The organism is Aggregicoccus sp. 17bor-14, assembly GCF_009659535.1.
Classification (GTDB): Bacteria; Myxococcota; Myxococcia; order Myxococcales; family Myxococcaceae; genus Aggregicoccus.
On sequence record NZ_VJZZ01000002.1, the window covers coordinates 140,264 to 165,863 of the forward strand.

Sequence of the window (25,600 nt, forward strand, 5' to 3'; positions counted from 1 at the left end):
CACGGGGTGCACGCAGGAGGAGCTACCTGCGGGGCCCGCGCAGTGGGTCAGCCGGCGCGCGCCATCGCGACGATCCGAGCGGGAGCCGCGGGAACGGTCTCGCCCCACGTCTCGTCCCACCAGGCGCGCAGCGTCTCACCCACGGCGGTGCGCAGCTCGCGGGCGCTGGAGGGCGAGGCAACAGGCGCGTCTGTGAAGGTGAGCCAGCGCGGCTCGGGGCTCGCGAGCCCCGCGCGCAGGCCGTAGGAGACGAGCGGCACGCGGCCGAGCTCCAGGCTCGCGCCCGCGTTGCTCACGTGCAGCGCGCGGCGCGAGAGGTCCAGCGTCTGGCTCTGCGGCCGGTGGCGGTGGCCGTGCAGCACGCGGTCCACCTTCCCCAGCAGGCGGCTCACCAGCGCGCCGCCCAGCTCCAGCTCCCCCGCGTTGCTCCAGCCCAGGCGCGCGGCGATGCGCTCCTGCAGGCTCTCCTCGGGCAGGGGCAGCGGGTGGTGGTGCATGAGGACGAACACCGCGTCGCCGGGGCTCGCCGCGTCCACCGCGCGCTCCACCTCGTCCAGCTGCTCGCGGGTGAGCAGGCCCTGGCTCTCCCAGTAGCTGTGGTTGTGCGGGCCCGTGGTGTCCACGCGCACCAGGTGCAGGCCCTTGCGCTGCACCACGTCCACCCGGCGCCCGCCCATGAAGCGGCCGCCCACGCCCGGGCCCACGAGATCGTGGTTTCCCGGGACCACCGTCACGCGGCCCTCGGCGAGCAGCGGCGCGAAGAGCTGCTCGAAGAGCGCGAGCTCCTCGGGGCGGCCGCGGTGCGTCACGTCCCCCGTCACCACCACGTGCTCCACGCGCTCGGCGCGCAGGCTCGAGACCAGCTGCCGCGCTGCTTCCACGCCCGCCGCGCTGGACCCCAGGTGCAGGTCCGACACGTGCGCCACCACTCCCCCCGTCAACATCTGGATGTTCCCCCCGAAGATGATCTGACTGACTGCGACTGCCGGCGCCTGAGAGGGCGCGACAGAGTGCTCATTGGTTCTTTGCTGCGGAAGTGCCGGGTCCGGCCGGACCCTCGGATCTCAGGCGTGCACAGGGCCCCGCGAGGCGGTGCGCGCGCGCAGCCGCTCGAGGAGGAACGCCGCCTGGGGCACCAGGGCCACCAGCCCGAGCATCCCGCGGTAGAGCCCCTCGGCGATGAGGCCGGTCACGCACCAGGCCGGGACGAGGTACCAGGAGGTCATCTTCCCGAGCGCCCCGGCGTCCGCGTAGTACCAGATGTCGTAGCTGGTCACGGCCCGCAGCCCCCAGCCCGTGGCCCACTCGCCGGCGAGGATGGCCAGGGCGTAGGCGAAGGCGCGCAGGATCAGCGGCCAGCGCGCGAGCCGGCGGTACAGCGGCTCCACCAGCAGCAGCGAGCAGCCGCCGTACACCAGGAACATCCAGAGGCTGGCCTGGCCGTACAGCGTCTCGGCCGGGGCGCTCCACACCGCGTCCAGGTTGAGGCGGGGGTCCACCCGCCAGTCGAACTGGAAGGCCCAGCGCAGCACGGGCGTGCCGCGCGCGAGCTTGCACAGGTTGTAGAAGAAGAGCTCGGAGGCGAGCCCCACGGTGCCGTAGACCATCAGCCGCCCGAGGGCGAACTGGGTGGCGCCGCGCAGGGGCCAGGGCAGGGAGGCGTTGGAAGTCGTCGTGTTCATGTGCGCCGTTGTGCCGCCCCCACGGTGACTGTGCCGTGACTTCGTCACGCCTCGCACCTCGTCACGCTGCCGTCACGCGAGGGGGTGCAGCGTGCGCGCAGGTCAGTGCTCCAGACCGCTCCTCGGATGACCTCTGGTGGACGCCGTGCGGCTCGCCCTGTCCTGCGCGTCACAGGCACCGGAACGCGCACGTGCAGGACACGCCGTGCTCCCGTCACCCTCCGTGCTCCATCGGCCGGAGCGCTCCACGCGCCTGCGGCCTCGCGCGAGGAGCATCACCCGTGGAGCAGATCTGGAGTGCAGGCTGGACGCGGCGTCAGGTGCTGGGCACTGCCGGCAGCTTCGTCGCGGCGGGAGGCGCGGTCACCGACGCGCTCGCAGCGGCGGCCGAGGGGGCGGAGAAGGGCGGTGAAATCAAGCTCGAGGAGCACTCCGCCAAGAGCGAGCGCGAGACCGGAGGCCCTCCGAAGCTGCAGCCGCCGTCGCAGCGCGTGGGCTACGCGCTGGTGGGGCTCGGGCACCTCACGCTCGAGGAGCTGCTGCCCGCCTTCGCGCAGTGCACCGCGAGCCGCCCGGTGGCGCTGGTCTCCGGAGACCTCGCCAAGGCGCGCACCGTGGCGCGCCAGTACGGCATCAGCGAGAAGAGCCTCTACGACTACAAGACCTTCGACCGCATCCGCGACAACCCCGAGGTGCAGGTGGTCTACGTGGTGCTGCCCAACAGCATGCACGCGGAGTTCACGGTGCGCGCCGCGCAGGCCGGAAAGCACGTGCTGTGCGAGAAGCCGATGGCCAACACGGTGGCCGAGTGCGAGCAGATGATCGAGGCCTGCCGCAAGGCGCAGCGCAAGCTGATGGTCGCGTACCGCATGCAGTACGAGCCGCACCACCGCGCGCTCATCGGCATGGCGCGCTCGGGAGCGCTCGGCGCGCTCAAGCTCTTCACCGCGGACAACGGCCAGCACGAGAGCAACCCGCAGCACTGGCGGCTCAAGCGCGCGCTCGCGGGTGGAGGCGCGCTGCCGGACGTGGGGCTCTACTGCCTCAATGCCTCGCGCTACCTGAGCGGCGAGGAGCCCATCGAGGTGATGGGTACGCAGTACAGCACCCCGGGCGATGCGCGCTTCAAGGAGGTGGAGGAGCAGTTCGCCTTCACGCTGCGCTTTCCCTCGGGCCTCATCGCCGCGTGCACCACGGGCTACTCCATCCACGAGTCGCGCCGCCTGCGGCTGATGGGCTCGGAGGCGTGGGCGGACATGGACCCGGCCTTCGCCTACCGCGGGCTGCGCCTGCGCATCGCGCGCAAGAGCAAGGACGACCCGAAGGTGGAGGAGGAGACCGAGCGCAAGTACGCGGAGAAGAGCCAGTTCGCGCGCGAGCTCGACCACTTCTCCACCTGCATCCAGCAGGGCAAGGACCCGCACACGCCGGGCGAGGAGGGCCTGCAGGACCAGCGCCTCATGGAGGCGCTCTACCAGTCCGCGCGCGAGGGCAAGCCGGTGAAGCTGCCGCCCGTGGCGAAGAAGGATGCGTTCCGCGGGCCACCGCCCGCGCAGGAGGCCTAGGGCCGCTCGCCGCGCGGCAGCTGCACGAGGAAGCGGGTGCCGTCGCCGGGCTCGCTCTGCAGGCCCACGCTGCCGCCGTGGGCGCGGACGATCTCCCGCACGATGTAGAGCCCGAGCCCCAGTCCGCTCACGTGGCTCGCGGGGATGAGCCGCTCGAAGCGCTCGAAGACCCGCTCCTGGTTCTCGAGTGCGATGCCGGGCCCTGCGTCGTGGAAGCGCAGCAGGGCGCCCTGCTCCGTCTCCTCCAGGTCCACCGTGATGGCCACCCCCGGCGCGTAGCGCACCGCGTTCGTGAGCAGGTTGGTGAGGACCTGCTCGAGGCGCATCCGGTCCGCCCAGAGCACCAGGCTCTGCGGCAGCTGCAGCGTCGCCGCGCTGCCCACCTCCGCGAGCTGGACGCTGAAGCGCTCGAAGGTGTCGCGCACGACGTGGACGAGGTCCACCGGCTCGCGCTGCAGCTGCAGCCGGCCGCTCTGGATGCGCGAGATGTCCAGCATGTCCTCCACCAGGCGCGCCATGCGCCCCAGGCCGTGCTCCACTGCCTCGACGAGCCGCTCCACGCGCTCGGGCGGCAGCGGCGCCCCGCCCTGGCGCGCCAGCGTGCGCCGCGCGGTCTGCACCTGCAGCTTCAGCCCCGTGAGCGGCGTGCGCAGCTCGTGGCTCGCGATGGAGAGGAACTCGTCGCGCGCGTGCACCGCCGACCGCAGCTCTCCGGTCAGCGCCTCCATCTCCCTGCGCGCGCGCGTCGGCGCCGTCACGTCCTGGATGACCCCGAGCACGCCCAGCGGCTTGCCGCTGCCGTCGCGGTACGGGTGGTAGCCCACGTCGATGAGGCGCTCGTGCACCACGCCGTCCGGGCCGGGCAGCAGCAGCGGCGCCTCGCGCACGACCACCGGCGTGCCCGTCTGGAAGACGCGGTCCAGCAGCGGCCGGTAGAAGCCGGCCTCCTGCTCGGTGAAGGCCTCGCCGAGCGACTTGCCCACCACCTCGCGGCCCACCAGCTGCACGTAGGGCGCGTTGGCCAGGGTGAACACGTGCTCGGGCCCGGTGAGGATGCACATGGGGATGGGGGCCTGCATGAACACCCCCTGCAGCTCCTCGCGCGCGAGCTCGGTCTCACGCTGCGCCTGCGCGAGCCGCTGGTGGGCCAACACCGTCCCGGTCGTCTCGGTGCACACCACGAGGGTGCCCGCCACCCGGCCGTCCTCGCCGAACACCGGCGAGTAGCTGTAGGTCCAGTAGATGTCCTCGATGCGCCCGTTGCGGAAGAAGGGGACGAGCTGGTTCTCGTTCCAGCAGGGCTGAGCGCGCTCCATCACGTCGCGGATCTGCGGGCCGATGAGGTCCCAGATCTCCGGCCAGCACTCGGGGCCGCGCTGGCCCATCGCCCGGGGATGCTTGCCCTCGCCGAAGCTGGGGCGGAACGCGTCGTTGTAGAACTGCACCAGCTCCGGGCCCCAGAAGAGGAACATCGGGTGCCGGGTGTTGAAGAGGATGCCCAGCGTCGTGGTGAGGCTGAGCGGCCAGCGCTCTGGCGGTCCGAGCGCCGTGCGCGCCCAGTCCACGGCCCGCATCAGCGCTCCCGTCTCGCTGCCCTCCGGCACGAACCAGAAGGGGTCCGTGTTTCGCTCTGCTCTCACGTCGTCTCGGCCCTCGGAGCCGGCACAGGGGGCCCGCCCGGCGCGGCGCACTCTACGGTGAGCAGGGACTCCACGTCCTTCCCGCCGCGCCCCGCCGCCCGCCCTGGGTCCTGGCTGTCGAGCGGTGGACCGAGGGGTGTCCCATCTTGGCGCTCGAGGCTCAGAGCCCGAGCCGCTCGCTCAGGTGGCGGAAGCGGTCGCGCGCGACGGAGAGCTCCGTGCCGTCCCTCAGCCGCACGCGCGCATCCGCGTAGCCGCCGAGCAGCTCGCTCACCCAGTCCAGGTTCACCAGCGTCGCGCGGTGGATGCGCACCCAGCGTGCGGGGTCCAGGCGGCGCTCCAGCTCCGCGAGCGAGGGGTCCACGACCAGGCTCTTGCCTCCGCAGGCCGCGTAGGTGAGCCGGTCCTCGGCGTACAGGTGCGTCACCTGCGAGAGCTCGAGCACGCGCACCCGTGCGCCCATGCGGGAGGCGAGCCGGGTGAGCGGCTCCGGCGGCCGCAGGGCCTGGGTGAGCGCCTGCAGCGCCTCGGCCGGGAGCGCCGCGCCTGCGGGGTAGAGGCGCTGCAGCTTGTCCAGCGCGCGCTCGAGCCGCCGCGCCTCCACGGGCTTGAGCAGGTAGTCCACCGAGCTCACCTCGAAGGCCTGCAGCGCGTAGGCATCGAAGGCGGTGGTGAAGATGACGGGCGGGCAGGGGGAGAGCGCCTGCGCGAGCTCGAGCCCGCTCATGCCGGGCATCTGCACGTCGAGGAAGAGCACGTCACACGGCGCGCCCGAGCGCAGCGCCGCGAGCGCCTCCTGCGGATCCGTGTGCTGCGCCACCACCTGCACGCGCCCCGTCTCCGCGAGCTGCCGCGCGAGCCTGCGCAGCGCGAGCGGCTCGTCGTCCACCAGCACCGCTCGCAGCAGGGGCGCCGTCACTCAGCACGCTCCGCCGGCAACCGCACGCACACGCGCGCGCCGCCCTCGGCCCGGCGCTCCACGCGCACGCTGGCCGCCTCTCCGTACGCCGTGTCCAGCCGCTGCGCGAGCATGTCCAGCCCGTGTCCCGAGGGCGGCGGCCCCCCGAAGCCCGGCCCGTCGTCCACCACCTCGAGCTGCAGGGCGCCCCTCTCCTGCCGCGCGCGCACCTGCACCTCTCCGCCCTCGCGCCGCGGCGCCACCGCGTACTTCACCGCGTTCTCCACCAGCGTCTGCAGCGTGAAGGGCGGCACGCGCAGCGCCTCGCACCCGGGCTCCACCTCCACGCGCGAGCGCAGGCGCGCGCCCAGGCGCACCTGCTCGATGTCGAGGTAGTCCTGCACCAGGTCCAGCTCGCGCTGCAGCGGCACGGGTCCCGCGTGGCTCGCGTCCAGCGCCCCGCGCAAGAGCGCGCTCAGGCGCTCCACCAGGTGCTCCGCCGCGCGCGGATCCTCGCGCACCAGCGCCGCGATGGAGTTGAGCGTGTTGAAGAGGAAGTGCGGCTGCAGCCGCGCGGAGAGCGAGCTGAAGCGCGCCTCCAGCGTGAGGGCCTCTGCGCGCGCCCTGCGCCGCTGCGCCTCCTGCAGCCGGCCCACCATGCGCGAGTAGGCGAAGGCGCCCACGCTCATGGGCAAGGCGAGCAGCACGCTGAGGAGCCCGTCGTTGAGCAGTCGCTGGCTCACCTGTGCGCGCGGGATGACGCCGAGCCCCGCGAGCGTCCCCGTGGCCACGAGCATGGAGAGCGCGGCGAGCCCCACGCACGCCGCCATCATGGTGAAGAGCCCGCGCGCAGGCGCCATCCGCCCCACGCGCTGCCCCACCGCGGGCAAGAGCCCCATCATCGGAAAGCCGATGAAGGCGCCGTAGAAGATGCTGAGTGCGAACACGGGGGCGGCAGCGGCGAGCGGCGCCGTGGAGCCCAGCACCATCGTGCCGGTGACGGCCGCCGCCACCAGCAGCGTGAGCCCCGCGAACACCGCCCAGCGCTGCCCTCGCCCCATCGCGCGCTAGCCCTCGGTCCGCTTGAGCTTCATCTCGAAGAAGGGCGTGAAGGTCTTGCCGTCCGCCGAGCGCTCGCCGCTCTCCACCCACTGCCCGTCCGCGATGCGGATGGTGAAGCGCACCTGCCCGTGCGGCATGCTGAAGCCCCACTGGAAGCTGCCGTCCGGAAGCGCCTTCATCTCGGTGTCCACCTTCTCCCCGCCGAGCCGGTACGCGACGAAGCCGTAGCGGTCCGCCTGCGCATCATACGAGAGCACGCCCAGCGCCTGGTGCACCGGCACCTCGGGGCCCTGCGGCTGGATGCGGCCCTTGCCCAGGCCCTCCACCAGCAGCACCGTGCCGTCCAGCCGCGGCTGGATGCTCTCCTTCACGTTGAAGGTCTTGCGGCCCTGCGGCCCCATGTCGATCCACCCGTCCCCCTGCCACTGGCCCACCATCACCGCGAGGCGCTTCATCTTCTCGCGCGCGATGGCCGGCGCGGCCTGCGGAGGGGCGGACGGGGGCGCAGCGGCGAAGCTGCTGCCGGCAACGGTGAGCATCAGGACGGCGAGGGACAGGCGGATGGTGCGTGCGGGCATCGGAGGCCTCCAGGGAGTGTGCCCTGGATGTACGCCGCCGCTCGCTGCTCGGCTGCCACCTTCCGACCAGAGGTCGTAGCGGCGGGATGAAGGGTCGTCGGAGGGGGCCCTACCGCGCCAGCATCCCCGGCTTGAACAGCCGCACCGGGCGCACCTCGTAGGTGGCGCCTGTGTTGATCTCCTGGAGCTCGCGGGCCACCTCGTTCGCCTCCTCCTGCGAGGCGCAGTCCACGATGTAGAAGCCGAGGATCTGCTCCTTCGTCTCGGCGAAGGGCCCGTCGGTGACCGTGTGACCCCGGCCCGTGCGGCGCACCGTGCTGGCGCTCGTGGTGGGCCCCAGCCGCGCCGCGGGCCCCAGCCGCCCCTGCGCCGCGAGCTTCTGGTGCACCACCTCCAGGCGCTCCATCAGGGCGTCATCCTCCTGCTTGGACCAGCCGAAGACGGTCTGCTCGTCGTGCACGCAGAGGATGGCGTAGAGCATGTGCGGGACTCCAGAATCGGGGAGAGGCCTGCAGTATGCCCTGCCCCGCTGACGTCAGGAGGCCTCGCGCCAGGCGCGCGCGAAGCCTCCGGAGAGCACGAAGCGGGGGAAGGTCACCCACTGCTCCACGAAAAGCCGCGCCACCACGTCGCCGGGCCCCCGGAAGGGCGCCGGGCGTGCGGGCTCTCCCGCGTGCCCCCGCCCCTGCGCCGCCGCCGCACCTACCACCCCGAGCAGGCCGCCCGCCGCGGCTCCCACGCCGAGGAAGGGCGAGAGGGCGAGCGCGCTGGTTCCCGCGATGAAGAGTGGCGCGGTGAGCGCGTGCAGCACGAGGTTTCGGCGCGTGCGGTGCGCCTCCGGGTACAGCGACCACTGCCAGGACAGCAGGTTTCCTTCGCGCATGACCGTGTTCTCCATGCGTGAGGAGATAGCCCTGCCCTCGGCCCGGGCGCTTGAACGAACTGGCTACGGCAGAAGGGGGCGCTGCAGCGCGGAGGGCGCCATGCCCAGCATGCGCCGGAAGGTGCGGCTCATGTGCGCGCCGTCCGAGAAGCCTGCGGCGTGTGCAGCTTCGGAGAGCGGCATCCCGCCCACGATGCCTGCCGCGGCCCGCTGAAGCCGCAGCCATGCGAGGTAGGGCCGCAGGGGAAGCCCGATGGACGCGGTGAAGGCGTGCATGAGGCGGCCGGAGGAGAGGCCGACTTGCGCGGCGAGCGCCTCGAGCGAGGTGTCCGCCTCGGGAGGGAGCTCGCGCAGCAGGCGCAGCAGCTTGCGCACGCGCGGGTGGGGTGGGGCGCGCTCGGGCAGCGGCTGCGCACCGAGTGTCTCGACGAGCGCGCGCGTCCACGCAGCTCCGCCCTCTTGCATCAAGGAGAGGGGGTCTGCGTCCCTCGCGACGGCGTCCGCCTCCGCGCGGGTGAGCAGGCGCACCGGGCCCGGCAGCGTCGGGAGCAGGCTCGCGCCAGCCTCTCCCTGCGGGTCGAGGAATACGAGGAGGATCTCCGTGCCCCGCGCGTCCAGGGCGTGGGGGACGTCTGGCGCGGTGAGGACCCCCGCGGCGCGCTGCGCGGGGCCGCCCTCGACCTGCACCGCGAGCGTGCCCTTCAGGGTGACGACGAGGTGCATCGCGTGGTGCGCGTGGCCCTCACTGCGTGCCCCGGGCCCCCGCGTCGCGAGCAGCGGGGGCCAGAGGGGCAGGGTGCGCGTGTCCAGGTGGGGTGGGGCGGTGAGGCGCATATGGGAACCCGACACCCTCACCCCGACCCTCTCCCAGAGGGAGAGGGAGGACACGGTTGGGGACAGCTTCGCGCGCTGTTCCTACTTGGATTGTGCGGCGATCCACTGGTCGATGCGGCGCTCGAGCACGTCCATCGGCAGCGAGCCCTCGAGCAGCACGGCGTCGTGGAAGGCGCGCACGTCGAAGCGCTCGCCCAGGGCCTTCTCCGCGCGGTTGCGCAGTTCGCGGATCTTCAGCTGCCCAATCTTGTACGCGAGCGCCTGGCCAGGCATCGCGATGTAGCGGTCCACCTCGTTCGTCACGTCGAGCTCCTGGCGCGGCGAGTTCTCCATGAAGAAGGCGATGGCCTGCTGGCGCGTCCAGTGCTTCTGGTGCATGCCCGTGTCCACCACGAGCCGCACCGCGCGCCACATCTCGTACGCCAGCTGGCCGAACTTGTCGTAGGGGTCGTCGTAGAGGCCGAGCTCGTCGCCGAGCGTCTCGCAGTACAGCGCCCAGCCCTCGCCGTAGGCCATGTAGTAGCCGTAGCGGCGGAACTCCGGCAGCCCCGTCTGCTCCGCGGCGAGGCTCGTCTGCAGGTGGTGGCCCGGCACGCTCTCGTGCAGCGTGAGCGGCACCATCTCCCAGCGCGGCCGCGTCTCCGGCTTGTACAGGTTCACCAGGTACGTGCCGGGGCGCGAGCCGTCCGCGCTCGCCGGGTAGTAGAAGCCCGTGGTCACGTCCGGGGCCATCGCCTCGGGCGTGGGCTCCACGCCATACGGCGCGCGCGGCAGCGTGCGGAAGAGGCGCACGAGCCGCGGGTCGATGCGCTTGGCCAGGTCGCGGTAGTGCAGCAGCAGCTCCGCGCCGCTCGGGTAGTAGAACTCCTTCGAGGTGCGCAGGAAGGTGAAGAACTCGGGAAGCGTCCCCTTGAAGCCCGCGCGCGCCTTCACCGCCTCCATCTCCGCGCGCAGGCGCTTCACCTCGGAGAGGCCCAGCTGGTGGATCTCCTCCGGGGTGAGCGAGGTCGTGGTGGAGCGGCGCGCGAAGGCGGCGTACATCGCCTCGCCGTCCGGCACCTGCCACACGCCCACCTGCTCGGGCGCGGCCGGGATGTACTCCTTCACGAGGAAGGTGTGGAAGCGCTCGAGCGAGGGCAGCACCGTGCGCGCGATCGACGCCTTCGCCTCGTCGGAGAGGCGCTGCTGCTCGGCCTGCGGGATGCTCGCGGGGAAGCGGGTGAAGGGCGAGTAGAAGCCGCTCTTCGCCGGGTCCTTCACCCGCTGCACCTCCACCTGCCGCGGCACGCGCTGCATCACCGCCTTGGGGTGGATGCGCTTCTCCGCCATGCCCTGGCGCATCAGCGCGATGGTCTGGTCCACGTAGGTGCCGAAGCCCTCCATGCGCTGGATCCAGTCCGCGTAGTCCTTCACGGTAGCGAAGCGCAGCGTGTCCGCGAGCTGGTAGGCCACCTGCACGCCCGGCGCCTGCTTCACGCCCTCGGGCAGGCTGCTCATGGAGCTGATGGGCACGAGGAACCAGCGGAAGCGGTGCTCGTCCACCCAGGTCTGGTAGTCGCGGCGCAGCAGCTCGTAGTCCAGCTGCTCCTTCGCGCTCAGGCGCTTGCCCTTGAACGCATCCAGCTCCTTGAGCACCTGCACGTTGTGCCGGTGGTCGGCCTCGATGGCCTCGAGGCTCAGGTCGTCCCACAGCCCGTTCCAGCGCCGGTCGCCGAGCACCGAGGCGTAGGTGGGGCTGTGCTCGAGCTGGTACTGCCACTCGCGCGCGATGAGCGTCTGCAGCGCGCTGCTGGAGCCCGCCGCCTTCTTCTGGGCGACGGCGGCAAAGGGGAGCATCGCGAGGAGACCGAGGACGAGCGGACCTGCCGTGCGCAGCATGGGCACCTTCCGGATGGGGGCGGCCTGGACTCTACGGGGCTTCAGCGCTTCGCGCGCGCGAGGATGGCGTCCGCGAGTCGCTCGGCGGACGCTGGCGCGCTGGCGAAGAAGAGGCGCGGCTCGATGACCTCGAGCTCCTGCAGCACGGGGTTGCCCTCCGCGCCCGTGGCCACGTCCACCCGCGCGTACAGCGTGCGCGTGGGCGCGGCGCGCAGGGCCCGGAGCGCGAGCTGCAGCTCGTCCGCGCGTGGCGCGAGCGGGTAGCCGTCCGGCAAGGACTGCGCGCCCATGGTGGGCGGGCGCACCACGGCGTGGCTGAAGGCGCCGTCGATGAAGACGTAGGAGCGCTCACCCTCCTCGTGCAGCGAGCGCAGGAAGGGCTGCACCAGCGCATCGCCCTCGTCGAGCACCGCCTCCAGGTGCTCCTGGCCTGCGTGCGCGTGCTCCGCGCGCGAGAAGAGGCGGGTGAGGCGCCCGCCGCCGGAGACCGCGGGCTTCACCACCACCTGCTCCCAGCCGCGCTCGTCCGCGAGCGCTGCGAGCGAGGCGGGGCGCGAGGCCCCCTTGCGGCAGAGGCGCGTGGGGGTGACGGGCACGTCCGCCTCCGCGAGCTGCTGCAGGTAGCCCTTGTGCGCGTTCCAGCGCAGCAGCGCGGGCGGGTTGTACAGCTCCACCTGCACCTCGACCTTCTGCAGCCACTGCCCGAAGGCCTGCGGCTTCACGAAGTAGTCCCAGGTGCCGCGCACCACCGCGAGCCGGAAGCGGCTCCAGTCCACCTCGGGCGCGTCCCACACCACCGCGTGGGGGGTGAGGCCTCGCGCGCGCAGCGGAGCGAGCAGGTGGTGGTCGTCCGGGGGAAGGGTGGGCGCCTCGGCGTAGGTCAGCAGCGCGATGTCCATGGAGGCGCCTCTTGTCGCTCAGGGGCCGGGCGCCGCCAAGCGCCGCGCGAGGGACGCTCGCCCGCCAGGTCGGCGGGTGGAGGAGGGGCACCGACATGCGCGCACGGATTTCGTGGGTGCGCGTGTCGAAATCGCGGGACCCCGGTCGTCGCCCCTGTGAAGGCGGGCACGACGCCCTGCCGCGATTCCAGGGAGCTCCTATGTACACGGTGACGAAGGCACAGCGGTGGACGGGCCGTATCCTGAGCGGACTGGTGGTGCTGTTCATGCTCGCGGACGGTGTGGGCAAGCTGGTGCGGCCGCCGCAGGTGGTGGAGGGCACGCTGCAGCTCGGCTATCCCGAGAGCGCCATCCTCCCCATCGGCGTGCTCGCGCTCGTGGGCGCGCTGCTCTACGCGCTGCCGCGCACCGCGGTGCTCGGCGCCATCGTGCTCACCGGCTTCTTCGGCGGCGCGGTCGCCACGCACCTGCGCGTGGGCAACCCGCTCTTCAGCCACCTGCTCTTCCCCGTGTATCTCGGTGCCCTGATGTGGGCGGGGCTGGTGTTGCGCGATGCACGCCTGCGCGCGCTGCTGCCCTTCCGCGCGCCTCGGGCGACGGAGGATGCGCAGGAGCACCGGACACAACACGCTGCGCCGCAGCTCGGGACGCACTGAGGGGGAGCGACCATGAGAAGGCTGATTCTGGGGATGTTCGTCTCGCTCGATGGCTTCGTCGGTGGCCCGAACGGGGAGAACGATTGGGTCTTCCGCTCCGGGGACGACGCGACGGACGCGTGGGTCATCGAGAACCTGGGCCAGGCGGGGGTGATCGCCATGGGCAGTGGCGCCTTCCGCGAGATGGCGGACTACTGGCCGACCGCGGACTCGCCCTTCGCGGCGCCGATGAACGCGCTCCCCAAGGTGGTCTTCACGCGGAAGGGGCTCACCGACCGGCAGGGCGGACAGGGCTCCTGGGCCAGCCCCCTCATCGCGAAGGGTGAGCTCTCCGAAGAGGTGGCGCGCCTCAAGGCGCAGCCCGGCAAGGACATCCGGGTGCTGGGCGGCGCGGGCCTGGCCCGGTCGCTCGCGGCGGGCGGGCTCGTCGACGAGTACCAGCTGATGGTCTGCCCGGTCGCGCTCGGCAAGGGGCTCCCCCTGTTCTCCGAGCTGTCCAAGCCCGTCGACCTGAAGCTCGCGAGCACGAAGGTCTTCGGCAGTGGCGCGATCGTGCTGACCTATCGCAAGGCCTGAGCCCGTCCCCTCTCCCTCTGGGGAAGGGTCAGGGTGAGGGATTGTCAGCCGGAGACGCCCCGCGCCAGCGGAGCACGAGCGCCAGCAGCGCCGCGACGCACAGGAGGCCCGGAAGGCTCGCCTCGAGGCCGAAGGCGCCGCCGGTGAGCCAGTCAGGCCCCTTCAGCTCGGGCTGCAGCAGCCCTGCGCCACCGAAGCCGCTCACGCCGAAGCCGAGCACGCTGCCCTGCACCCAGTTCGCCGCGAGGTGCAGGCCGAGCGGCATCGCGAGCGCCCGCGTGCGCAGGAACGCCGCGCCGAAGAGCAGTGACGCGAGGAAGATGTTCACGCTCGCCCACACGCGCGTGAGGCCCGACATGCCCGGGTTGTTCCAGTGCGTGGCCACGAAGAGCACCGCGACGAGCAGCTGCGCGGGCCAGCGACCCAGCCCGTGCACGAGGCGCTGGAAGAGGAAGCCGCGGAAGAACACCTCTTCACCGAGCGCCACCGCCGCGCAGAGGCCGAGCCCGGGCAGCAGCAGCGCCGCGCCCCCTGCGGGCAGCTGCCAGTGCACCGCGCGCACTGCCGTGAGCAGCAGCGCCGGCGCGAGCATCAGCGCGGCGCCGAGCGCGAGCCCCACGCAGAGCTCACGCAGCCAGCGCCCATCGAGCCGCAGGCCGAGCTCTGCGAGCGGCCTGCGCCGCAGCGCCTGACACGCCCACCCTGCCAGGATGAAGAAGCTCGCCGTGAGGGCGTGCCGCTGCGACTCAGTGAGCTCGACACCGCGCGCGTGCAGCACGAAGAGCACCGGCAGGCCGAAGGCGCCGGCGCAGAACAGGTAGAGGGGGAACCACCAGCCCGTGCGCAGGCGGCGCTCGGAGTCGAGGAAGAGAGAGCGCAGGGTGGGCTTCGTCATGGGGCGCGAACACGCTCATATCAATCCCTCACCCCGACCCTCTCCCAAAGGGAGAGGGGACCGCTTCGCCCTCGTGTCCAGCAGGAAGGGCTTCGCTCAGCGCAGCACGATCTCCAGCGCGGCGTTGTCCACCCGGCAGGTGCCCTCGGTGGAGTCGGCGGAGCGGGCCACCTGCAGCTGCGGCGTGTACTGGCCGCCGAACAGGCCCTCTCCCCGCATCGTGGAGAAGTAGAAGGGCTCCGCGTACTGGCCGTTCGCCGGCGCCGTCAGCGTCACCTGCTCCATGAGGTACGGGGCGGCGTCGCCCAGCCACAGGCCGCAGGTCACCGGGCCGCCTCCCGGACGCGACACCCGCAGCTGCGCCGTGAGCAGCATGCGCGCCCGGTGCCCCTCCGCCGCCATGAAGGTGAAGCTCACGCCCGGCACCTCCACGAAGTACGCGGAGGTGCTGTACGCCGGGCTCGAGTACTGCTGCGCGAAGAAGGCCGGATCGTGCGCCCCCGCAGGTCCCATCGGTCCCGCAGGCCCCTGGGGACCTGCCGGCCCCATCGGACCGGCGGGCCCCGTCGCACCGGTCGCTCCCGTCGCACCGGTTGCGCCCGTCGCTCCCGTCGCGCCGGTTGCACCCGTCGCACCGGTCGCCCCCGTCGCGCCCTTGGGGCCCGTCGCCCCCGCAGGCCCCATCGGTCCGGTGAGCCCCATCGGACCTGCCGGCCCCATCGGACCGGCGGGCCCCGTTGCCCCCGTGGCGCCCTGGGGGCCGGCCGCACCCGGCGCCCCCTGCGGCCCGGCGGGACCCTGCTCACCCGCGGGCCCCTGGGAACCCACTGCTCCTGCGGGACCCTGCGGACCCTGCGCTCCCGCCGGACCTTGAGGCCCGGCCAGCCCGGGCTCCCCCTGAGACTGCTCGGGATTCGTGGTCTGCGTGCCGTCGGCGCAGGCGCTCAGGGTGAGCAGCAGGAGCAGCGTGGGCATCGCGGTTCGGAGCGTGTGGCGCATCGTGGGTCCCCCTTCGGAGTGGTGCGCGGCGGGTGCCGCGCGTTCGTCAAGGGGACCGGGGAGGGCCCATTTCCTGGGAACCCCCTTCCTTTTCCAGCTCACGAGAAGGGGGGGTGGCTCGTCCCCGCCCCGGCTTCTCCCTATGATCGCGGTCCCGAAAAAATCGAGGTTCCCAATTCTTCCCCGCCGCCCGGTCTATCGATCGATGACGCCGCGCGACCCACTGCCTGCCTCCGGACGCCGCCATGGATGACGCGCGCCTCAGTGCGCTCTACACGCAGTACGGCTACCTCGTGCACCGACGCTGCCTCGCGCTGGTGCAGCGCCCCGAGGACGCCGAGGACGCGCTGCAGGAGACCTTCCTGCGCGTGAAGCGCTACGGCGAGCCGCGCGAGACGGGCGCGAGCCTCGCGTGGCTGTACACCATCGCGCAGCGCTGCTGCTTCGACCTGATGCAGAAGCGCGGCCGCGAGCCCGTGGCGAGCGAGGCGCAGCTGCAGGCGCACGAGGCGCGCGGCGAGGGCTCGGGCGAGGACGCGGACCGCCGCGCCCTGCTCGGCGGCGCGCTGCGCCAGCTCGACGACAAGACCCGCACCATCGGCGTGCTGCACTTCCTGGACGGCTACACCCAGGAGGAGGTGGCCGAGCAGACCGGCTACTCGCGCAAGACCGTGGGCAAGAAGCTGCAGCTCTTCGAGGCGCAGGTCCGCCAGCTCTGGCAGTCCGCGCGCCGCCCCCAGCAGGAAGCGCACAAGGAGATGCGATGAAGCCCCTGCCTCCCAGTCCCCGCGGGCCCCAGTGCCCCCCGGCCGCCGTCCTCGAGGCGCTGAGCGCCGGCGAGCGCGTGCCCGAGCCCACCCGTGCCCACGTGCAGGCCTGCCCCGACTGCTCCGCGCAGCTGCAGGCCCTGCAGAGCGCGCAAGCCGCCTTCCTCCAGGCCCGTCCCCCCGAGCGCTTCCTGCGCCAGGTGGAGCGGCGCGAGGAGGCCCCCAAGCCCTCGCGCCTGCCGAGGCTGCTTCCACTGATCGGCGGCCTGCTGGTTCCGCTGGTGGCCATCGTCCTCTTCGCGCCGCGCGGCGGGCAGCACCCGCACGAGGACCCGGGCGTGACCCTGAAGGGCGGAGGCCTGCGGGTCGCCGTGGCGCGCGGGGGCAGCGGCGCGCCGGAGCTGCTGGAGAACGACGGCGCGGTGCGCGCAGGTGATGCGCTGCGCTTCTCCTACGAGGCGCCGGGCCCCGGCCACCTGCTCGTGCTGGAGCTGGACGGGCGCGGGGAGGCGAGCGTGTTCCATCCCTTCAACGGAGCGACGTCGACGCCCCTCGCCGCGGGCCAGCGCGACTTCCTCCCGGGCAGCGTGGTGCTGGATGCGGCGCCCGGTCCCGAGCTGCTCGTCGCCGTGTTCTCGCCCCGCCCGCTCGAGGCCGCGCCCCTGCTCGAGCAGCTGCGCGCGCAGGCCGGACGTCCCGAGCCCACCCTCACCTGTGATGGCTGCCGCGTGAGCACGCTGCGGCTGCAGAAGCGTCCATGACCCGCCTCCTCGCCGTCCTTCTGCTGCTCCTCCCGCTCGCCGCGCGCGCCGAGACGGTGCGCCTGCTCGTGGCCATCGGCGCGAACGTGGGCGACCCCGACGACGCGGTGCTGCGCTTCGCGGACGACGACGCGCAGCGCGTGCGCCAGGTCTTCGTGGAGCTGGGCGGGGTGCGCGCGGACCGCGCGCTGCTCGTGCTCAACCCGCCGGCGGATGCGGTGCGCCAGCGCCTGAGCGAGGTCGCGGGCCGCATCGCCGAGCTCAAGGCCGCGGGGCACGACCCGGTGCTCACCGTGTACGCGTCCTCGCACGCGGCCGGAGGCGTGCTGCACCTGGGCGGCACGCACCTGCCGCTCGCCGAGCTGCGCGACCTCGCGCGCGGCGCCGGCGCGCGGCTCACGGTGGTCATCGTGGATGCGTGCGAGAGCGGCACCCTGGCCAAGCCCAAGGGCGGCAGCGCCGCGCCCGCCTTCGACGTCTCGCTCGAGCGCCTGCCCCTGCACGGCCAGGTGGTCATCTCCTCGAGCGGTCCGGGCGAGAGCAGCGAGGAGTGGGACTCGCTGCAGGGCTCGCTGTTCACGCACCACCTGCTCACGGGCCTGCGCGGGGACGCGGACGCAGAAGGGGACGGCAAGGTCTCGCTCGCCGAGGCCTACGCCTACGCGTACCGGCGCACGGTGGCGGGCGCCGCGGGCGCAGGGCAGCACCCGGCCTACGCCTACGATCTCGCGGGCACCGGAGACCTCGTCCTCACCGAGCCCGCCGGAGCGCGCAGCGCGCTCGTGTTCCCCGCGGAGCTCGCGGGGCGCTACGTGGTGGCGAGCCAGCCGCGCCCGGACGTGGTGGCGGAGGTCGAGAAGCAGCCGGGCCGCGCCCTGCGGCTCGCCGTACCGCCGGGCCGCTACCTGCTGCGCAAGCGCGCGGGCGCGAGCACCGGCCTCGCGCAGCTGGAGCTGCCCTACGGCGGCGAGCGCGCGGTGCGCGAGGAGGACCTGGTGTGGCGCCGCTTCACCGAGGTGGCGATGAAGGGCGGCTACCTGGAGCTGCGCAACTCGGCCCTGCTCGTGCTCGGGCAGGTGGGCACGGGACCGGTGCAGGACACCGGCGCGCGCCTCGGCGCGGCGCTCGGCTACCGGCACACCTGGGGCCCCTGGTGGGGGATGGGAACCTTCAGCGCAGGGGGCAAGGGCTACCGCGGCGTGGGGCTCGGCGTGCAGGAGCGCGCGCTGGGGCTCGGCGCCTCCGCGGGCTACCGCTGGCTGCGCTGGACGCTGGTGCCACAGCTGGGCGTGGGCGTGGAGCTGCTCGCGCTCCAGCAGCGCTTCACGCGCGACCGCGAGGAGGCGGCCGCGGCGCCCCTGCCCTCGCGCCGTGCGCTGGGGCTCGGCGTGGGTCCGGTGGCGGGGCTCGAGGTACCGCTCCCTGCGCAGGCCTTCCTGCTCGCGCAGGCGCAGCTGCTGGTGCGCCAGCTTCCGGCCGAGTCCGGCCCCTCGCTGCGCCCGGCCGCCTCGGCGCAGCTGGGCGCGGGCTGGCGCTTCTAGGTTCCCACGAAAAGGCCCCACACCGGTCCCACTCAGCGAGCGCCCCTGACGGGCGCACCGAGCACCCCGGAGGGGGAAAAGTCATGACGAAGCACCTGCACCTGTTCTCGCTGTTCCTGCTGTCCTTGCTCTTCGCGCTCGCGGGCTGTGGCGACCCGGTGGTGGACCCCGGCTACCGCGGCGAGTCGCTGCTCACCGTCACGGGGGAGATGCGCACCGCGCCGGGCTACCACGCGCAGGGCCCGCTGCACGTGGCGATGGTGTGGTTCCCCACGTCGGTCATCGAGAGCGGGGATGGCGCCGAGGTCCCGGACGCCTTCGCGATGGTGGCCGAGGACGCGGCCATCGAGGGCAGCTTCCCGCTCACCTACCGGCTGGACGTGTTCCAGCCGCCGCCCCCCGAGGCGATGGGCGCGTGGGGACAGGGCCTGCCGGGCCGGGGCGCCATCGGGCTGGTCATCGCGTACGAGGACCTCAACGGCAACGGCAAGCTGGACCGCATCCCGCGCAACGGCGCGCCGCAGGACCGCATCGTGGGCGCCTCCACGTACGAGCCCGGCCGCCCGTACATGGTCCTCTACACGGACACGGCGCAGCAGGGCGTGCCCGCGGGCTTCAGCATCGGCGCTGCGGACGAGAGCGGCGAGCCCGCGGTGCTGCCGGCGTCCACGAAGCTCTCCCTCACCCTCACCCCGGGCGGGGACCTGTACGACGCGCTGGTGTGCGAGGCGGGCTGGGTCACGTACCTGTTCATCCCCGTGTGCGGCCTCGGTGGGAACGGTGAGGAGCAGCCGCCTCTCTCGGACCTCAACGTGTCGGGCGACGTGAAGCTGAACGGCGGCCACCTCGACGTGGACCTGCGGGCCTCCATCGACAACGGCACGGGCTTCGAGGAGCTGCACGACGCGACCCTGAAGCTGGGCGGCCGGGAGCTCCCCTTCGACGCCACGAGCGGCCACTACGTGCTGAGCGAGGACGCGAGCACGCTGCTCACCCTGGGGCAGAAGATTCGCCTCGAGGTGAGCGCGCGCGGCCAGAGCACCTTCCGCGACCTGCAGGTGCCCGGCGCCTTCGACATCACGGCGCCCGGCGAGGGCGCGCACGCCTCCAGCACCCAGCCGCTGGCGGTGCAGTGGACGCAGGCGGCGGGCGCGACGGGCTACTCCGTGGAGCTCGAGACGCCCAACGTCTTCAACAGCGGCCCCGCGGACGAGGGCGCGCTGTCGAAGACCTACGACGGGCTGCTCGGCGAGGGTGATGCCCGCGTTCGCGTCGCCGCCAGGGGAGGCGTGGTGTCGGGGGCGGTCTTCGAGTCCTTCCTGATCGACGTGAGCGTGGTGAAGGAGCAGTCCTTCGTGCTGGACCCGTGACAGCGCCCGGGTTCCCACGAAAGGGCACCCGGGCGGTCTTCCTGAGCGAGCGCCCACGGTGGGCGCTCCGAGCTCCAGAAGGAAGACCCATGCCGAACCCCTTGCTGGCCCGTGAGCCCCTCCGTCCCCGGGCCTCGCTGCTCCCGCCCTGGCCCGAGCTGTGTGTGCGAGGCCACGTGACGCTGAAGGCCGGGCGCCTCACGGTCGAGCTGAGTGCCTCGCTCGGCGACGGGGCGCCTCCCGGCGAGCTGGAGCTCTCGCTCGACCGCCGCATCATCCCCTTCGAGCCCGCGAGTGCGCGCTACACGCTGTGCGAAGACGCGAGCACGCTGCTCGTGCCCGGCGGTACGGTTCGCCTCGCGGTGCGTGCCCGCAGCCGGTGCACCTTTTGTGAGCTGCGGGTCCCCGGCGCCTTCGACATCACCGCACCGGCGGAGGGCACGCGCCTGTCGAGCATCGAGCCGCTGCGCTTGCGGTGGTCGCCGTCGGAGAGCGCCGAGCGGTACGCCATCGAGCTCGAGACGGCCGGCAGCCGCTACGGCGCGCCGGCGCCAGACGGTGCGTGCTCGCAGACCTTCCAGTTCTTCAGCGCGCAGGGGCCCACCGTCGTGCGGGTCACCGCGAGCACCGGGCTCCTCCGCGGCGCCGATTCCATCGCGGTCGACGTGAGCGTGGTGAAGGAGCGGTCCTTCGTGCTCGAGCCCTGAGGCGCGCGCGCATCACGCAAGGCTCGGAAGGAAGACGGGCGGGACGGCGGTGCCTCGCCTGCGCCGAGCGCGTGAGGGCGTCGGCCTGCGAGGCGCTCCGGGGTGACGCAGGCGAGGCCCCCCTCCGGGCGCGAAGGCGCGCGCTCCTGTTCTGAGATGTCGGGGGTTTTCCGGAACAATTTTCAGCCCTTGGCGTGCCCTCGGAAGCAGCGGGGTCCTGGAATGAAGCTTCATTCCAGGCCTCTGCCGGGGGCTCTGGGGGGCTGGACGGAACGCTTCGTCCACGGCCCGTCGGGCTCGGAGGGGAGGCGCGATGGGCGCCGGGACGGAGTCTTCCGCCCCGGTGAGCCGACCCCTTCCGGTCGCAGTCCGGTGCGGAGCCAAAGCTCGGGACTTCTGAAAACTCCCGAGGTTTGTAGTTAGCAGCGCACAGCGCCTCGCCCGACACCCCCCGCGCATCCCCCGAGCGAGGCGCAGGGCAACGCCCGCCCGCGCTCGGCGCCGAGGCAACGGGAACGTTCGCTCCGGCTTCCTCCAAGCCAGCAGTGTGCCGAGCCCACTCCGACGCTCAGGCCCGCTCCACCGCCCGCCTCCACTTGGCCAGGTGGGCCTCGCGCGCCGCGGGCTTCATCTTCGGGCGGAAGGTGCGGTCCGCCTTCCACACGCCGCGGATGGCCTCGGTGCCCTCCCACACGCCCGCGCCGAGCCCGCCGAGGAAGGCCGCGCCGAGGCTGGTGGTCTCCAGGTTCTTCGGCCGCACCACCGGCACGCCGAGCAGGTCCGCCTGGAACTGCATCATCAAGTCATTGGCCGCCGCACCGCCGTCCGCCTTGAACACGGGGATGTCGCGGCCGCTGTCCTTGCGCATCGCCGCCGCCAGGTCGTGGATCTGCAGCGCCACGCCCTCGAGCACCGCGCGCGCCACGTGCGCGATGGTGGTGCCCCGGTCCAGCCCCGCGATGAGGCCGCGCGCCTCGGGGCGCCAGTGCGGCGCGCCCAGCCCCGCGAGCGCCGGCACGAACACCACGTCTCCCGAGTCCTTCACCTGCCCGGCGAGCCGCTCGATGTCCGGCGCGCGTTTGATGACCTTGAGCCCGTCGCGCAGCCACTGCACCGCGGCGCCCGCGATGAAGGAGCTGCCCTCCAGCGCGTACGTGGTCTTGTCCCCCAGCCGCCACGCCACCGTGGTGAGCAGCCCCGCGGTGGAGCGCACCGCGTCCTCGCCGGTGTTCATCAGCAGGAAGGCGCCGGTGCCGTAGGTGCACTTGCTCTCGCCGGGCGCGAAGCAGGCCTGGCCGAAGAGCGCCGCCTGCTGGTCTCCCGCCATGCCGGCCACCGGGATGCCGTCCGGCAGCGAGCGCAGGCCCCGGGTGAGGCCGTACACCTCCGCGTTGGAGCGGATCTGCGGCAGGCACGCGGCGGGCACGCCCAGCAGCACGCGCATCCCGTCGTCCCACTGCAGCCGCCGCAGGTCCATCAAGAGCGTGCGGCTCGCGTTGCTCACGTCCGTCACGTGCGCGCGGCCGCCGGTGAGCTTGTAGACGAGCCAGGTGTCCACCGTGCCGAACACGGCGTCGCCGCTCTCCGCGCGCTTCAGGGCGCCCTTGAGGTGGCGGAACATCCAGGTGAGCTTGGTACCGCTGAAGTAGGGGTCGAGCACCAGGCCGGTGGTCTCGCGCACCCGCGGCTCCTCGCCCTTGCGCTTCAGCTCCGCGCACAGCTCGCTGGTGCGCCGGTCCTGCCACACGATGGCGCGGCCCAGCGGGCGCCCGCTCTCGCGCATCCACAGGCCGGCCGTCTCGCGCTGGTTGGTGATGCCGATGGCGGAGATGGCCGTGCCCTTGAGCCCGGCGTCACGCAGCGCGCGCGCGATGCACAGCTCGCTCGAGCGCCAGATCTCCTCCAGGTCGTGCTCCACCCAGCCGGGCTTCGGGAAGTACTGGGTGAACTCGCGGTAGGCGCGGCCCACCACGCGCAGCCGCCCGTCCAGGATGGTGACGTGGGTGCCCGTGGTGCCCTGGTCGAGCGCCAGCACGTATCTCGCCTTCGCCATGGTGCGGGGGTCCTCCGGTGAGGGGGAGGACCACCCTAGTCCAGCCGAGGGGCCGGTCGCCGGGTCGCTGCGGCGCAGGTGCTAGTAGGGCGACGGACCGCCCGGGGTCTGCTGGCGGCGGCTCGCCATGAAGCGGCGGGCGCCGTACGCCGCGAGGCCGCCCAGGGCCATGCGCCCCAGCGGGCTCGAGAGGAAGCCGCTGCTCTGGGCGCGGCCGCGCCCGAGGCGCGCGTAGCTGCCGCGCCGCGAGCCGAAGCCGCCGCCGTAGCCGCGACGGCGAGAGTTGCCACCCAGCAGTGAGCTCAAGAGACCCATGGTGTTGCTCCTTTTGGTGAGGGGAGGGAGCAAAGCTGCGGATTCACCCGGGACCCGGGCAGCCTTCCCGCTCACCCCACGCATGCGCGCCGCACGACCGCAGGGCAGGCGGCCTTCAGCCCTCTGCGAGCGTGCGCGCCGCCGGGTCCGAGGCGAGCAGGCCGTACACGTGCTGGTCCACGAGCCTGCCCGCCTTGAGGCCCCGCCCGCGCAGCGTGCCCTCGCGCACGAAGCCCAGCCGCTCGAGCACCCGCGCGCTGCCGGCGTTCGCCACGGCGCAGCGGGCCTCCAGCCGGAGCAGGCCCCCCGCGCGCTCGCGCAGCGCCCACCCGGCCAGCGCCCCCGCGGCCTCGGTCGCGTAGCCCTGGCCCCAGTGGGCGCGGCCCAGCGCGAAGCCGAGCTCGAGCACGTGCGTCTCCTTGCCCCACCAGAAGAGCCCGAGGTGGCCGATGAGGGGCGCATCCGGACTGTCCGCGAGGGTGATGCCCAGCGGTCGTAAGAGCCCCGCCGCCGCGCCCCGCTCGGCCTCCTCCGCCCAGGCCTCGCTCTGCGCGGGCTCGGTGAAGGGCCCCCAGGACACCCAGCGCGTCACCTCCGGGTCGCTCGCGTAGGCGAAGTGCGCGGTCGCGTCCGCGCGGCGCACGCCGCGGATGAGCAGGCGAGGGGTGCGCAGGGGCGCGAAGGGCGGGGGCATGGGCGCGAGTATGCCTGCACGCGGGGGTCTGGTCCCGGGGGGCAACGTCGCCGCGGGCGCCGCGGCGTTACCTTGCGCCCCGGAGCGTCGAGGAGGGGAGGGGGAAGGGCGGACGCGCACCGATGAGCGAGTGCTGGGTGCAGACGCTGGACGAGGCGTCGCGGGGCCACGGTGTGCACCTCGCCGCGGCGCTGCAGCGTGCGGGGCTCCCCGCGGCGCCGCTCGCGGAGGCCGCGGCGCAGGGGCCCGGCGTGCTGCTCGCGCCGGACGCCGGCCCCGCCACGCTGCAGGCCCTGCGCGAGCTGCGGCAGCGGCCCGGGGCGCGCGTGCTGGTGGTGCTGCTGCCCGGGCAGGCCCCGGGCTGCGAGGCGTACTGGCTGCTCCTGCGCGGCGGGGCCTCGGACGTGCTCGCGTGGGAACAGCTCGAGCACCCGGTGGAGGAGATCGCCGTGCGGCTCGAGCGCTGGCGGGCGGTGGGGGCGCTGCTCGACTCGGCCTGCGTGCGCGAGCACCTGGTGGGCACCTCGCCCGCGTGGCTCCCGGTGCTGCAGCAGGTGGTGGAGGTGGCCGCCTTCACGGACGCCTCGGTGCTGCTGCTGGGGGAGAGCGGCACCGGCAAGGAGGAGGTGGCGCGGCTCATCCACGCGCTGGATGCGCGGCCCGACAAGCGGGAGCTCGTCACCCTGGACTGCGGGACGGTGATGCCGGAGCTCAGCGGCAGCGAGTTCTTCGGGCACGAGCGCGGCGCCTTCACCGGCGCCGTCACCGCGCGCGACGGCGCCTTCGCGCTGGCGGACGGCGGCACGCTGTTCCTCGACGAGGTGGGCGAGCTGCCGGCCCCGCTGCAGGCGCAGCTGCTGCGCGCGGTGCAGGAGCACACCTTCAAGCGCGTGGGCAGCAACGTCTGGCAGCACGCGGACTTCCGGCTCGTGTGCGCGACGAACCGCGACCTGGAGGGGGAGGTGGCGCGCGGGGCCTTCCGCCGCGACCTCTACCACCGGCTCGCCGCATGGGTGTGCCGCCTGCCGCCGCTGCGCGAGCGCCCCGAGGACATCCTGCCGCTCGCGCGCCACTTCATCGGCGCGGCGCGTCCCGGCCGCCCGCCCCTGCAGCTGGGCGCCCCGGTGCGCGAGTACCTGCTGCGCCGCAGCTACCCGGGCAACGTGCGCGAGCTGCGCCAGCTGGTGCTGCGGCTGTGCAAGCGCCACGTGGGAGAGGGGCCCCTGAGCGTGGGAGACATGCCTCCGGAGGAGCTGCCGGCTGCGCAGCGCATCACGGTGGACGCGGTCGTGAGCCCTGGAGGCGTGGCCGGTGAGCCCTGGCAGGAGGCGTTTCGCGCCTCCATCCGTCGCGCGCTCGGGCTCGGCGTGGGGCTCAAGGAGATCGGCCGAATCGCGGCGGACACGGCCATCCAGCTCGCGTTGGGCGAGGAGGAGGGCAACCTGCAGCGCGCCGCGCGAAGGCTCGGAGTGACGGACCGCGCCCTGCAGCTGCGCCGCGCCCAGCACGGCAACTGAGCCCCTAGCAGCTGCCCATCCCTGCCGCCCTCCACGGATCCCTCACCTCGTCCTCCGGCGCCGCCGCGCTCACCCGGGGAGGCCTTCCCCGCGGGCTGCGCCTCACCCGCGCCAGCAGCCGCAGCAGGTTCCCGCCCAGCACCTGCCGCTCGTCCTCCGCGCTCAGGCCCAGCAGCCGCACCTTGGCCAGCTCCACCCCGGGGTGCAGCCACGGCCCATCCGAGCCGAACAGGACCTTGTGGGCCCCCGCCCGCTGCACCGCCTCCTCGAGCAGGTCGAAGCGCCGCACCCCCGAGGTGTCCACGTACACCTGCTCGTGGCGCGCGAGCACGTCCAGCATCCCGCGCTGCGCCCCCCAGTCGTCCGCGAAGCTGCCCAGGTGGGGGATGATGAAGGCGACCTCGGGGTACTCGGTGGCGAGCAGCTCCACCTGGGAGACCTCGCCCATCACGTCGTAGAGCACGGGGAGGGAGAAGGCGCGCGCCGCCTCGCACACCTCGCGGGTGATGCGCGCGTCGTGGCGGTGCACCTTGAGGCCGCACAGCCCCAGCTCCTGCACGGCCTCGCGCACGTGCGCGAGCACCTGCCCGCGCTCGCGGGCGGCGTTCACGCACGCGAAGCCGAGGAAGCGCCCGGGCTGCGCGGCCACCCGGCGCGCCACCCCGCGGTTCGCCGCGGGGTAGTCGGAGTGGAAGGCGGAGAAGAGCACGGTGCGCGCGATGCCCGCGGCCTGCGCGCGGCGCAGGTAGGCCTCGAGCGGCGCGCCCGTGTCCCAGGGGCCGGTGAGCCCGTCTCCCTGACCTGCGTGGCAGTGGCAGTCGATGACCATG

26 protein-coding genes are annotated in these 25,600 nt (G+C 73.3%); 9 read left to right on the forward strand and 17 right to left on the reverse strand.

Annotated features, from left to right (window positions below):
- Positions 1-47: 47 nt before the first annotated feature.
- Both FGE12_RS04460 and FGE12_RS04465 read right to left on the reverse strand, forming a co-directional pair.
- A complete protein-coding gene (locus tag FGE12_RS04460; RefSeq protein ID WP_153865010.1) occupies positions 48-944 on the reverse strand; it encodes a metallophosphoesterase in 897 nt (298 codons plus the stop codon).
- 120 nt (positions 945-1,064) lie between these two features.
- Entirely contained in the window at positions 1,065-1,682 is a 618-nt protein-coding gene (locus tag FGE12_RS04465; RefSeq protein ID WP_194797579.1) for a hypothetical protein, read from the reverse strand.
- Positions 1,683-1,963: 281 nt separating this feature from the next.
- Between FGE12_RS04465 and FGE12_RS04470 the strand changes: the two genes are divergently transcribed.
- A complete protein-coding gene (locus FGE12_RS04470; protein WP_194797580.1) occupies positions 1,964-3,247 on the forward strand; it encodes a Gfo/Idh/MocA family protein in 1,284 nt (427 codons plus the stop codon).
- Here the strand turns inward: FGE12_RS04470 and FGE12_RS04475 are convergent.
- From FGE12_RS04475 to FGE12_RS04515, 9 genes are all read right to left on the reverse strand, one after another.
- Positions 3,244-4,887, reverse strand: coding sequence for a PAS domain-containing sensor histidine kinase (locus FGE12_RS04475; RefSeq protein ID WP_153865011.1), 1,644 nt, complete (start codon positions 4,885-4,887; stop codon positions 3,244-3,246). The genes FGE12_RS04470 and FGE12_RS04475 overlap by 4 nt on opposite strands.
- Positions 4,888-5,047: 160 nt before the next feature.
- Positions 5,048-5,806, reverse strand: coding sequence for a response regulator (locus FGE12_RS04480; protein WP_153865012.1), 759 nt, complete (start codon positions 5,804-5,806; stop codon positions 5,048-5,050).
- Positions 5,803-6,846 carry a sensor histidine kinase gene (locus FGE12_RS04485; protein ID WP_153865013.1) on the reverse strand — a complete coding sequence of 348 codons (1,044 nt, stop codon included), beginning with the start codon at positions 6,844-6,846 and terminating at the stop codon, positions 5,803-5,805. Before FGE12_RS04485 ends, FGE12_RS04480 begins: the two co-directional genes overlap by 4 nt.
- Positions 6,847-6,852: 6 nt before the next feature.
- Positions 6,853-7,425, reverse strand: a complete 573-nt coding sequence (locus tag FGE12_RS04490; RefSeq protein ID WP_153865014.1) for a hypothetical protein — start codon at positions 7,423-7,425, stop codon at positions 6,853-6,855.
- Between the two features lie 109 nt (positions 7,426-7,534).
- Positions 7,535-7,906: a YciI family protein gene (locus FGE12_RS04495; RefSeq protein WP_153865015.1), complete on the reverse strand. Its 372-nt coding sequence runs from the start codon at positions 7,904-7,906 to the stop codon at positions 7,535-7,537.
- 54 nt (positions 7,907-7,960) lie between these two features.
- Positions 7,961-8,308 carry a terminase gene (locus tag FGE12_RS04500; protein ID WP_153865016.1) on the reverse strand — a complete coding sequence of 116 codons (348 nt, stop codon included), beginning with the start codon at positions 8,306-8,308 and terminating at the stop codon, positions 7,961-7,963.
- Positions 8,309-8,371: 63 nt separating this feature from the next.
- On the reverse strand, positions 8,372-9,142 hold the full coding sequence (locus tag FGE12_RS04505) for a helix-turn-helix transcriptional regulator (RefSeq protein ID WP_153865017.1): 771 nt from the start codon (positions 9,140-9,142) through the stop codon (positions 8,372-8,374).
- An 81-nt stretch (positions 9,143-9,223) separates the two neighbouring features.
- The gene (locus tag FGE12_RS04510; RefSeq protein WP_153865018.1) at positions 9,224-11,020 is read right to left on the reverse strand and encodes a DUF885 family protein; all 1,797 of its coding nucleotides are present in this window, start codon (positions 11,018-11,020) and stop codon (positions 9,224-9,226) included.
- Positions 11,021-11,061: 41 nt separating this feature from the next.
- Complete coding sequence (locus tag FGE12_RS04515) at positions 11,062-11,919, reverse strand: RimK family alpha-L-glutamate ligase (protein ID WP_153865019.1); 858 nt, start codon at positions 11,917-11,919, stop codon at positions 11,062-11,064.
- 200 nt (positions 11,920-12,119) lie between these two features.
- Here FGE12_RS04515 and FGE12_RS04520 point away from each other — a divergent pair, with 200 nt between their 5' ends.
- Entirely contained in the window at positions 12,120-12,575 is a 456-nt protein-coding gene (locus tag FGE12_RS04520; protein WP_153865020.1) for a DoxX family protein, read from the forward strand.
- A gap of 12 nt (positions 12,576-12,587) precedes the next feature.
- Positions 12,588-13,151, forward strand: a complete 564-nt coding sequence (locus tag FGE12_RS04525; RefSeq protein WP_153865021.1) for a dihydrofolate reductase family protein — start codon at positions 12,588-12,590, stop codon at positions 13,149-13,151.
- A 28-nt stretch (positions 13,152-13,179) separates the two neighbouring features.
- Here the strand turns inward: FGE12_RS04525 and FGE12_RS04530 are convergent, their stop codons facing one another.
- Together FGE12_RS04530 and FGE12_RS30195 are read right to left on the reverse strand one after the other, a co-directional pair.
- Positions 13,180-14,046: a CPBP family intramembrane glutamic endopeptidase gene (locus FGE12_RS04530; protein ID WP_153865022.1), complete on the reverse strand. Its 867-nt coding sequence runs from the start codon at positions 14,044-14,046 to the stop codon at positions 13,180-13,182.
- 96 nt (positions 14,047-14,142) lie between these two features.
- A complete protein-coding gene (locus FGE12_RS30195; RefSeq protein ID WP_228530577.1) occupies positions 14,143-14,559 on the reverse strand; it encodes a hypothetical protein in 417 nt (138 codons plus the stop codon).
- Between the two features lie 731 nt (positions 14,560-15,290).
- Between FGE12_RS30195 and FGE12_RS04540 the strand changes: the two genes are divergently transcribed.
- From FGE12_RS04540 to FGE12_RS04560, 5 genes are all read left to right on the forward strand, one after another.
- Entirely contained in the window at positions 15,291-15,812 is a 522-nt protein-coding gene (locus FGE12_RS04540; RefSeq protein ID WP_153865024.1) for an RNA polymerase sigma factor, read from the forward strand.
- Positions 15,809-16,573, forward strand: coding sequence for a DUF4384 domain-containing protein (locus FGE12_RS04545; RefSeq protein WP_153865025.1), 765 nt, complete (start codon positions 15,809-15,811; stop codon positions 16,571-16,573). The genes FGE12_RS04540 and FGE12_RS04545 overlap by 4 nt, the downstream gene beginning before the upstream one ends.
- A complete protein-coding gene (locus FGE12_RS04550) occupies positions 16,570-18,114 on the forward strand; it encodes a caspase family protein (RefSeq protein ID WP_153865026.1) in 1,545 nt (514 codons plus the stop codon). Before FGE12_RS04545 ends, FGE12_RS04550 begins: the two co-directional genes overlap by 4 nt.
- An 83-nt stretch (positions 18,115-18,197) precedes the next feature.
- Positions 18,198-19,484, forward strand: a complete 1,287-nt coding sequence (locus FGE12_RS04555) for a hypothetical protein (protein WP_153865027.1) — start codon at positions 18,198-18,200, stop codon at positions 19,482-19,484.
- Between the two features lie 89 nt (positions 19,485-19,573).
- Positions 19,574-20,191, forward strand: coding sequence for a hypothetical protein (locus tag FGE12_RS04560; RefSeq protein WP_153865028.1), 618 nt, complete (start codon positions 19,574-19,576; stop codon positions 20,189-20,191).
- 568 nt (positions 20,192-20,759) lie between these two features.
- Here the strand turns inward: FGE12_RS04560 and glpK are convergent.
- The 3 genes from glpK to FGE12_RS04575 form a co-directional block, all read right to left on the reverse strand.
- Complete coding sequence (glpK, locus tag FGE12_RS04565) at positions 20,760-22,244, reverse strand: glycerol kinase GlpK (protein ID WP_153865029.1); 1,485 nt, start codon at positions 22,242-22,244, stop codon at positions 20,760-20,762.
- A gap of 81 nt (positions 22,245-22,325) precedes the next feature.
- On the reverse strand, positions 22,326-22,559 hold the full coding sequence (locus FGE12_RS04570; RefSeq protein ID WP_153865030.1) for a hypothetical protein: 234 nt from the start codon (positions 22,557-22,559) through the stop codon (positions 22,326-22,328).
- 115 nt (positions 22,560-22,674) lie between these two features.
- Entirely contained in the window at positions 22,675-23,253 is a 579-nt protein-coding gene (locus FGE12_RS04575) for a GNAT family N-acetyltransferase (protein ID WP_153865031.1), read from the reverse strand.
- A gap of 122 nt (positions 23,254-23,375) precedes the next feature.
- Here FGE12_RS04575 and FGE12_RS04580 point away from each other — a divergent pair, with 122 nt between their 5' ends.
- Entirely contained in the window at positions 23,376-24,770 is a 1,395-nt protein-coding gene (locus tag FGE12_RS04580; RefSeq protein ID WP_153865032.1) for a sigma 54-interacting transcriptional regulator, read from the forward strand.
- Positions 24,771-24,774: 4 nt separating this feature from the next.
- On the opposite strand, the gene FGE12_RS04585 is transcribed toward FGE12_RS04580, so the two are convergent.
- Positions 24,775-25,599 (reverse strand): amidohydrolase family protein, encoded by an 825-nt coding sequence (locus FGE12_RS04585; protein WP_153865033.1) that lies wholly within the window; start codon positions 25,597-25,599, stop codon positions 24,775-24,777.
- Position 25,600 lies beyond the last annotated feature (1 nt).

What these genes read in the sequence shown, in the direction of transcription:
- FGE12_RS04460 (WP_153865010.1), bottom strand. Translation starts at nt 944, where the DNA reads ATGTTGACGGGGGGAGTGGTGGCGCACGTGTCGGACCTGCACCTGGGG.
- FGE12_RS04465 (WP_194797579.1), bottom strand. Translation starts at nt 1,682, where the DNA reads ATGAACACGACGACTTCCAACGCCTCCCTGCCCTGGCCCCTGCGCGGC.
- FGE12_RS04485 (WP_153865013.1), bottom strand. Translation starts at nt 6,846, where the DNA reads ATGGGGCGAGGGCAGCGCTGGGCGGTGTTCGCGGGGCTCACGCTGCTG.
- FGE12_RS04490 (WP_153865014.1), bottom strand. Translation starts at nt 7,425, where the DNA reads ATGCCCGCACGCACCATCCGCCTGTCCCTCGCCGTCCTGATGCTCACC.
- FGE12_RS04495 (WP_153865015.1), bottom strand. Translation starts at nt 7,906, where the DNA reads ATGCTCTACGCCATCCTCTGCGTGCACGACGAGCAGACCGTCTTCGGC.
- FGE12_RS04500 (WP_153865016.1), bottom strand. Translation starts at nt 8,308, where the DNA reads ATGCGCGAAGGAAACCTGCTGTCCTGGCAGTGGTCGCTGTACCCGGAG.
- FGE12_RS04505 (WP_153865017.1), bottom strand. Translation starts at nt 9,142, where the DNA reads ATGCGCCTCACCGCCCCACCCCACCTGGACACGCGCACCCTGCCCCTC.
- FGE12_RS04510 (WP_153865018.1), bottom strand. Translation starts at nt 11,020, where the DNA reads ATGCTGCGCACGGCAGGTCCGCTCGTCCTCGGTCTCCTCGCGATGCTC.
- FGE12_RS04515 (WP_153865019.1), bottom strand. Translation starts at nt 11,919, where the DNA reads ATGGACATCGCGCTGCTGACCTACGCCGAGGCGCCCACCCTTCCCCCG.
- FGE12_RS04520 (WP_153865020.1), top strand. Translation starts at nt 12,120, where the DNA reads ATGTACACGGTGACGAAGGCACAGCGGTGGACGGGCCGTATCCTGAGC.
- FGE12_RS04525 (WP_153865021.1), top strand. Translation starts at nt 12,588, where the DNA reads ATGAGAAGGCTGATTCTGGGGATGTTCGTCTCGCTCGATGGCTTCGTC.
- FGE12_RS04530 (WP_153865022.1), bottom strand. Translation starts at nt 14,046, where the DNA reads ATGACGAAGCCCACCCTGCGCTCTCTCTTCCTCGACTCCGAGCGCCGC.
- FGE12_RS30195 (WP_228530577.1), bottom strand. Translation starts at nt 14,559, where the DNA reads ATGGGACCTGCGGGGGCGCACGATCCGGCCTTCTTCGCGCAGCAGTAC.
- FGE12_RS04540 (WP_153865024.1), top strand. Translation starts at nt 15,291, where the DNA reads ATGGATGACGCGCGCCTCAGTGCGCTCTACACGCAGTACGGCTACCTC.
- FGE12_RS04545 (WP_153865025.1), top strand. Translation starts at nt 15,809, where the DNA reads ATGAAGCCCCTGCCTCCCAGTCCCCGCGGGCCCCAGTGCCCCCCGGCC.
- FGE12_RS04550 (WP_153865026.1), top strand. Translation starts at nt 16,570, where the DNA reads ATGACCCGCCTCCTCGCCGTCCTTCTGCTGCTCCTCCCGCTCGCCGCG.
- FGE12_RS04555 (WP_153865027.1), top strand. Translation starts at nt 18,198, where the DNA reads ATGACGAAGCACCTGCACCTGTTCTCGCTGTTCCTGCTGTCCTTGCTC.
- FGE12_RS04560 (WP_153865028.1), top strand. Translation starts at nt 19,574, where the DNA reads ATGCCGAACCCCTTGCTGGCCCGTGAGCCCCTCCGTCCCCGGGCCTCG.
- glpK (WP_153865029.1), bottom strand. Translation starts at nt 22,244, where the DNA reads ATGGCGAAGGCGAGATACGTGCTGGCGCTCGACCAGGGCACCACGGGC.
- FGE12_RS04570 (WP_153865030.1), bottom strand. Translation starts at nt 22,559, where the DNA reads ATGGGTCTCTTGAGCTCACTGCTGGGTGGCAACTCTCGCCGTCGCGGC.
- FGE12_RS04575 (WP_153865031.1), bottom strand. Translation starts at nt 23,253, where the DNA reads ATGCCCCCGCCCTTCGCGCCCCTGCGCACCCCTCGCCTGCTCATCCGC.
- FGE12_RS04580 (WP_153865032.1), top strand. Translation starts at nt 23,376, where the DNA reads ATGAGCGAGTGCTGGGTGCAGACGCTGGACGAGGCGTCGCGGGGCCAC.
- FGE12_RS04585 (WP_153865033.1), bottom strand. Translation starts at nt 25,599, where the DNA reads ATGGTCATCGACTGCCACTGCCACGCAGGTCAGGGAGACGGGCTCACC.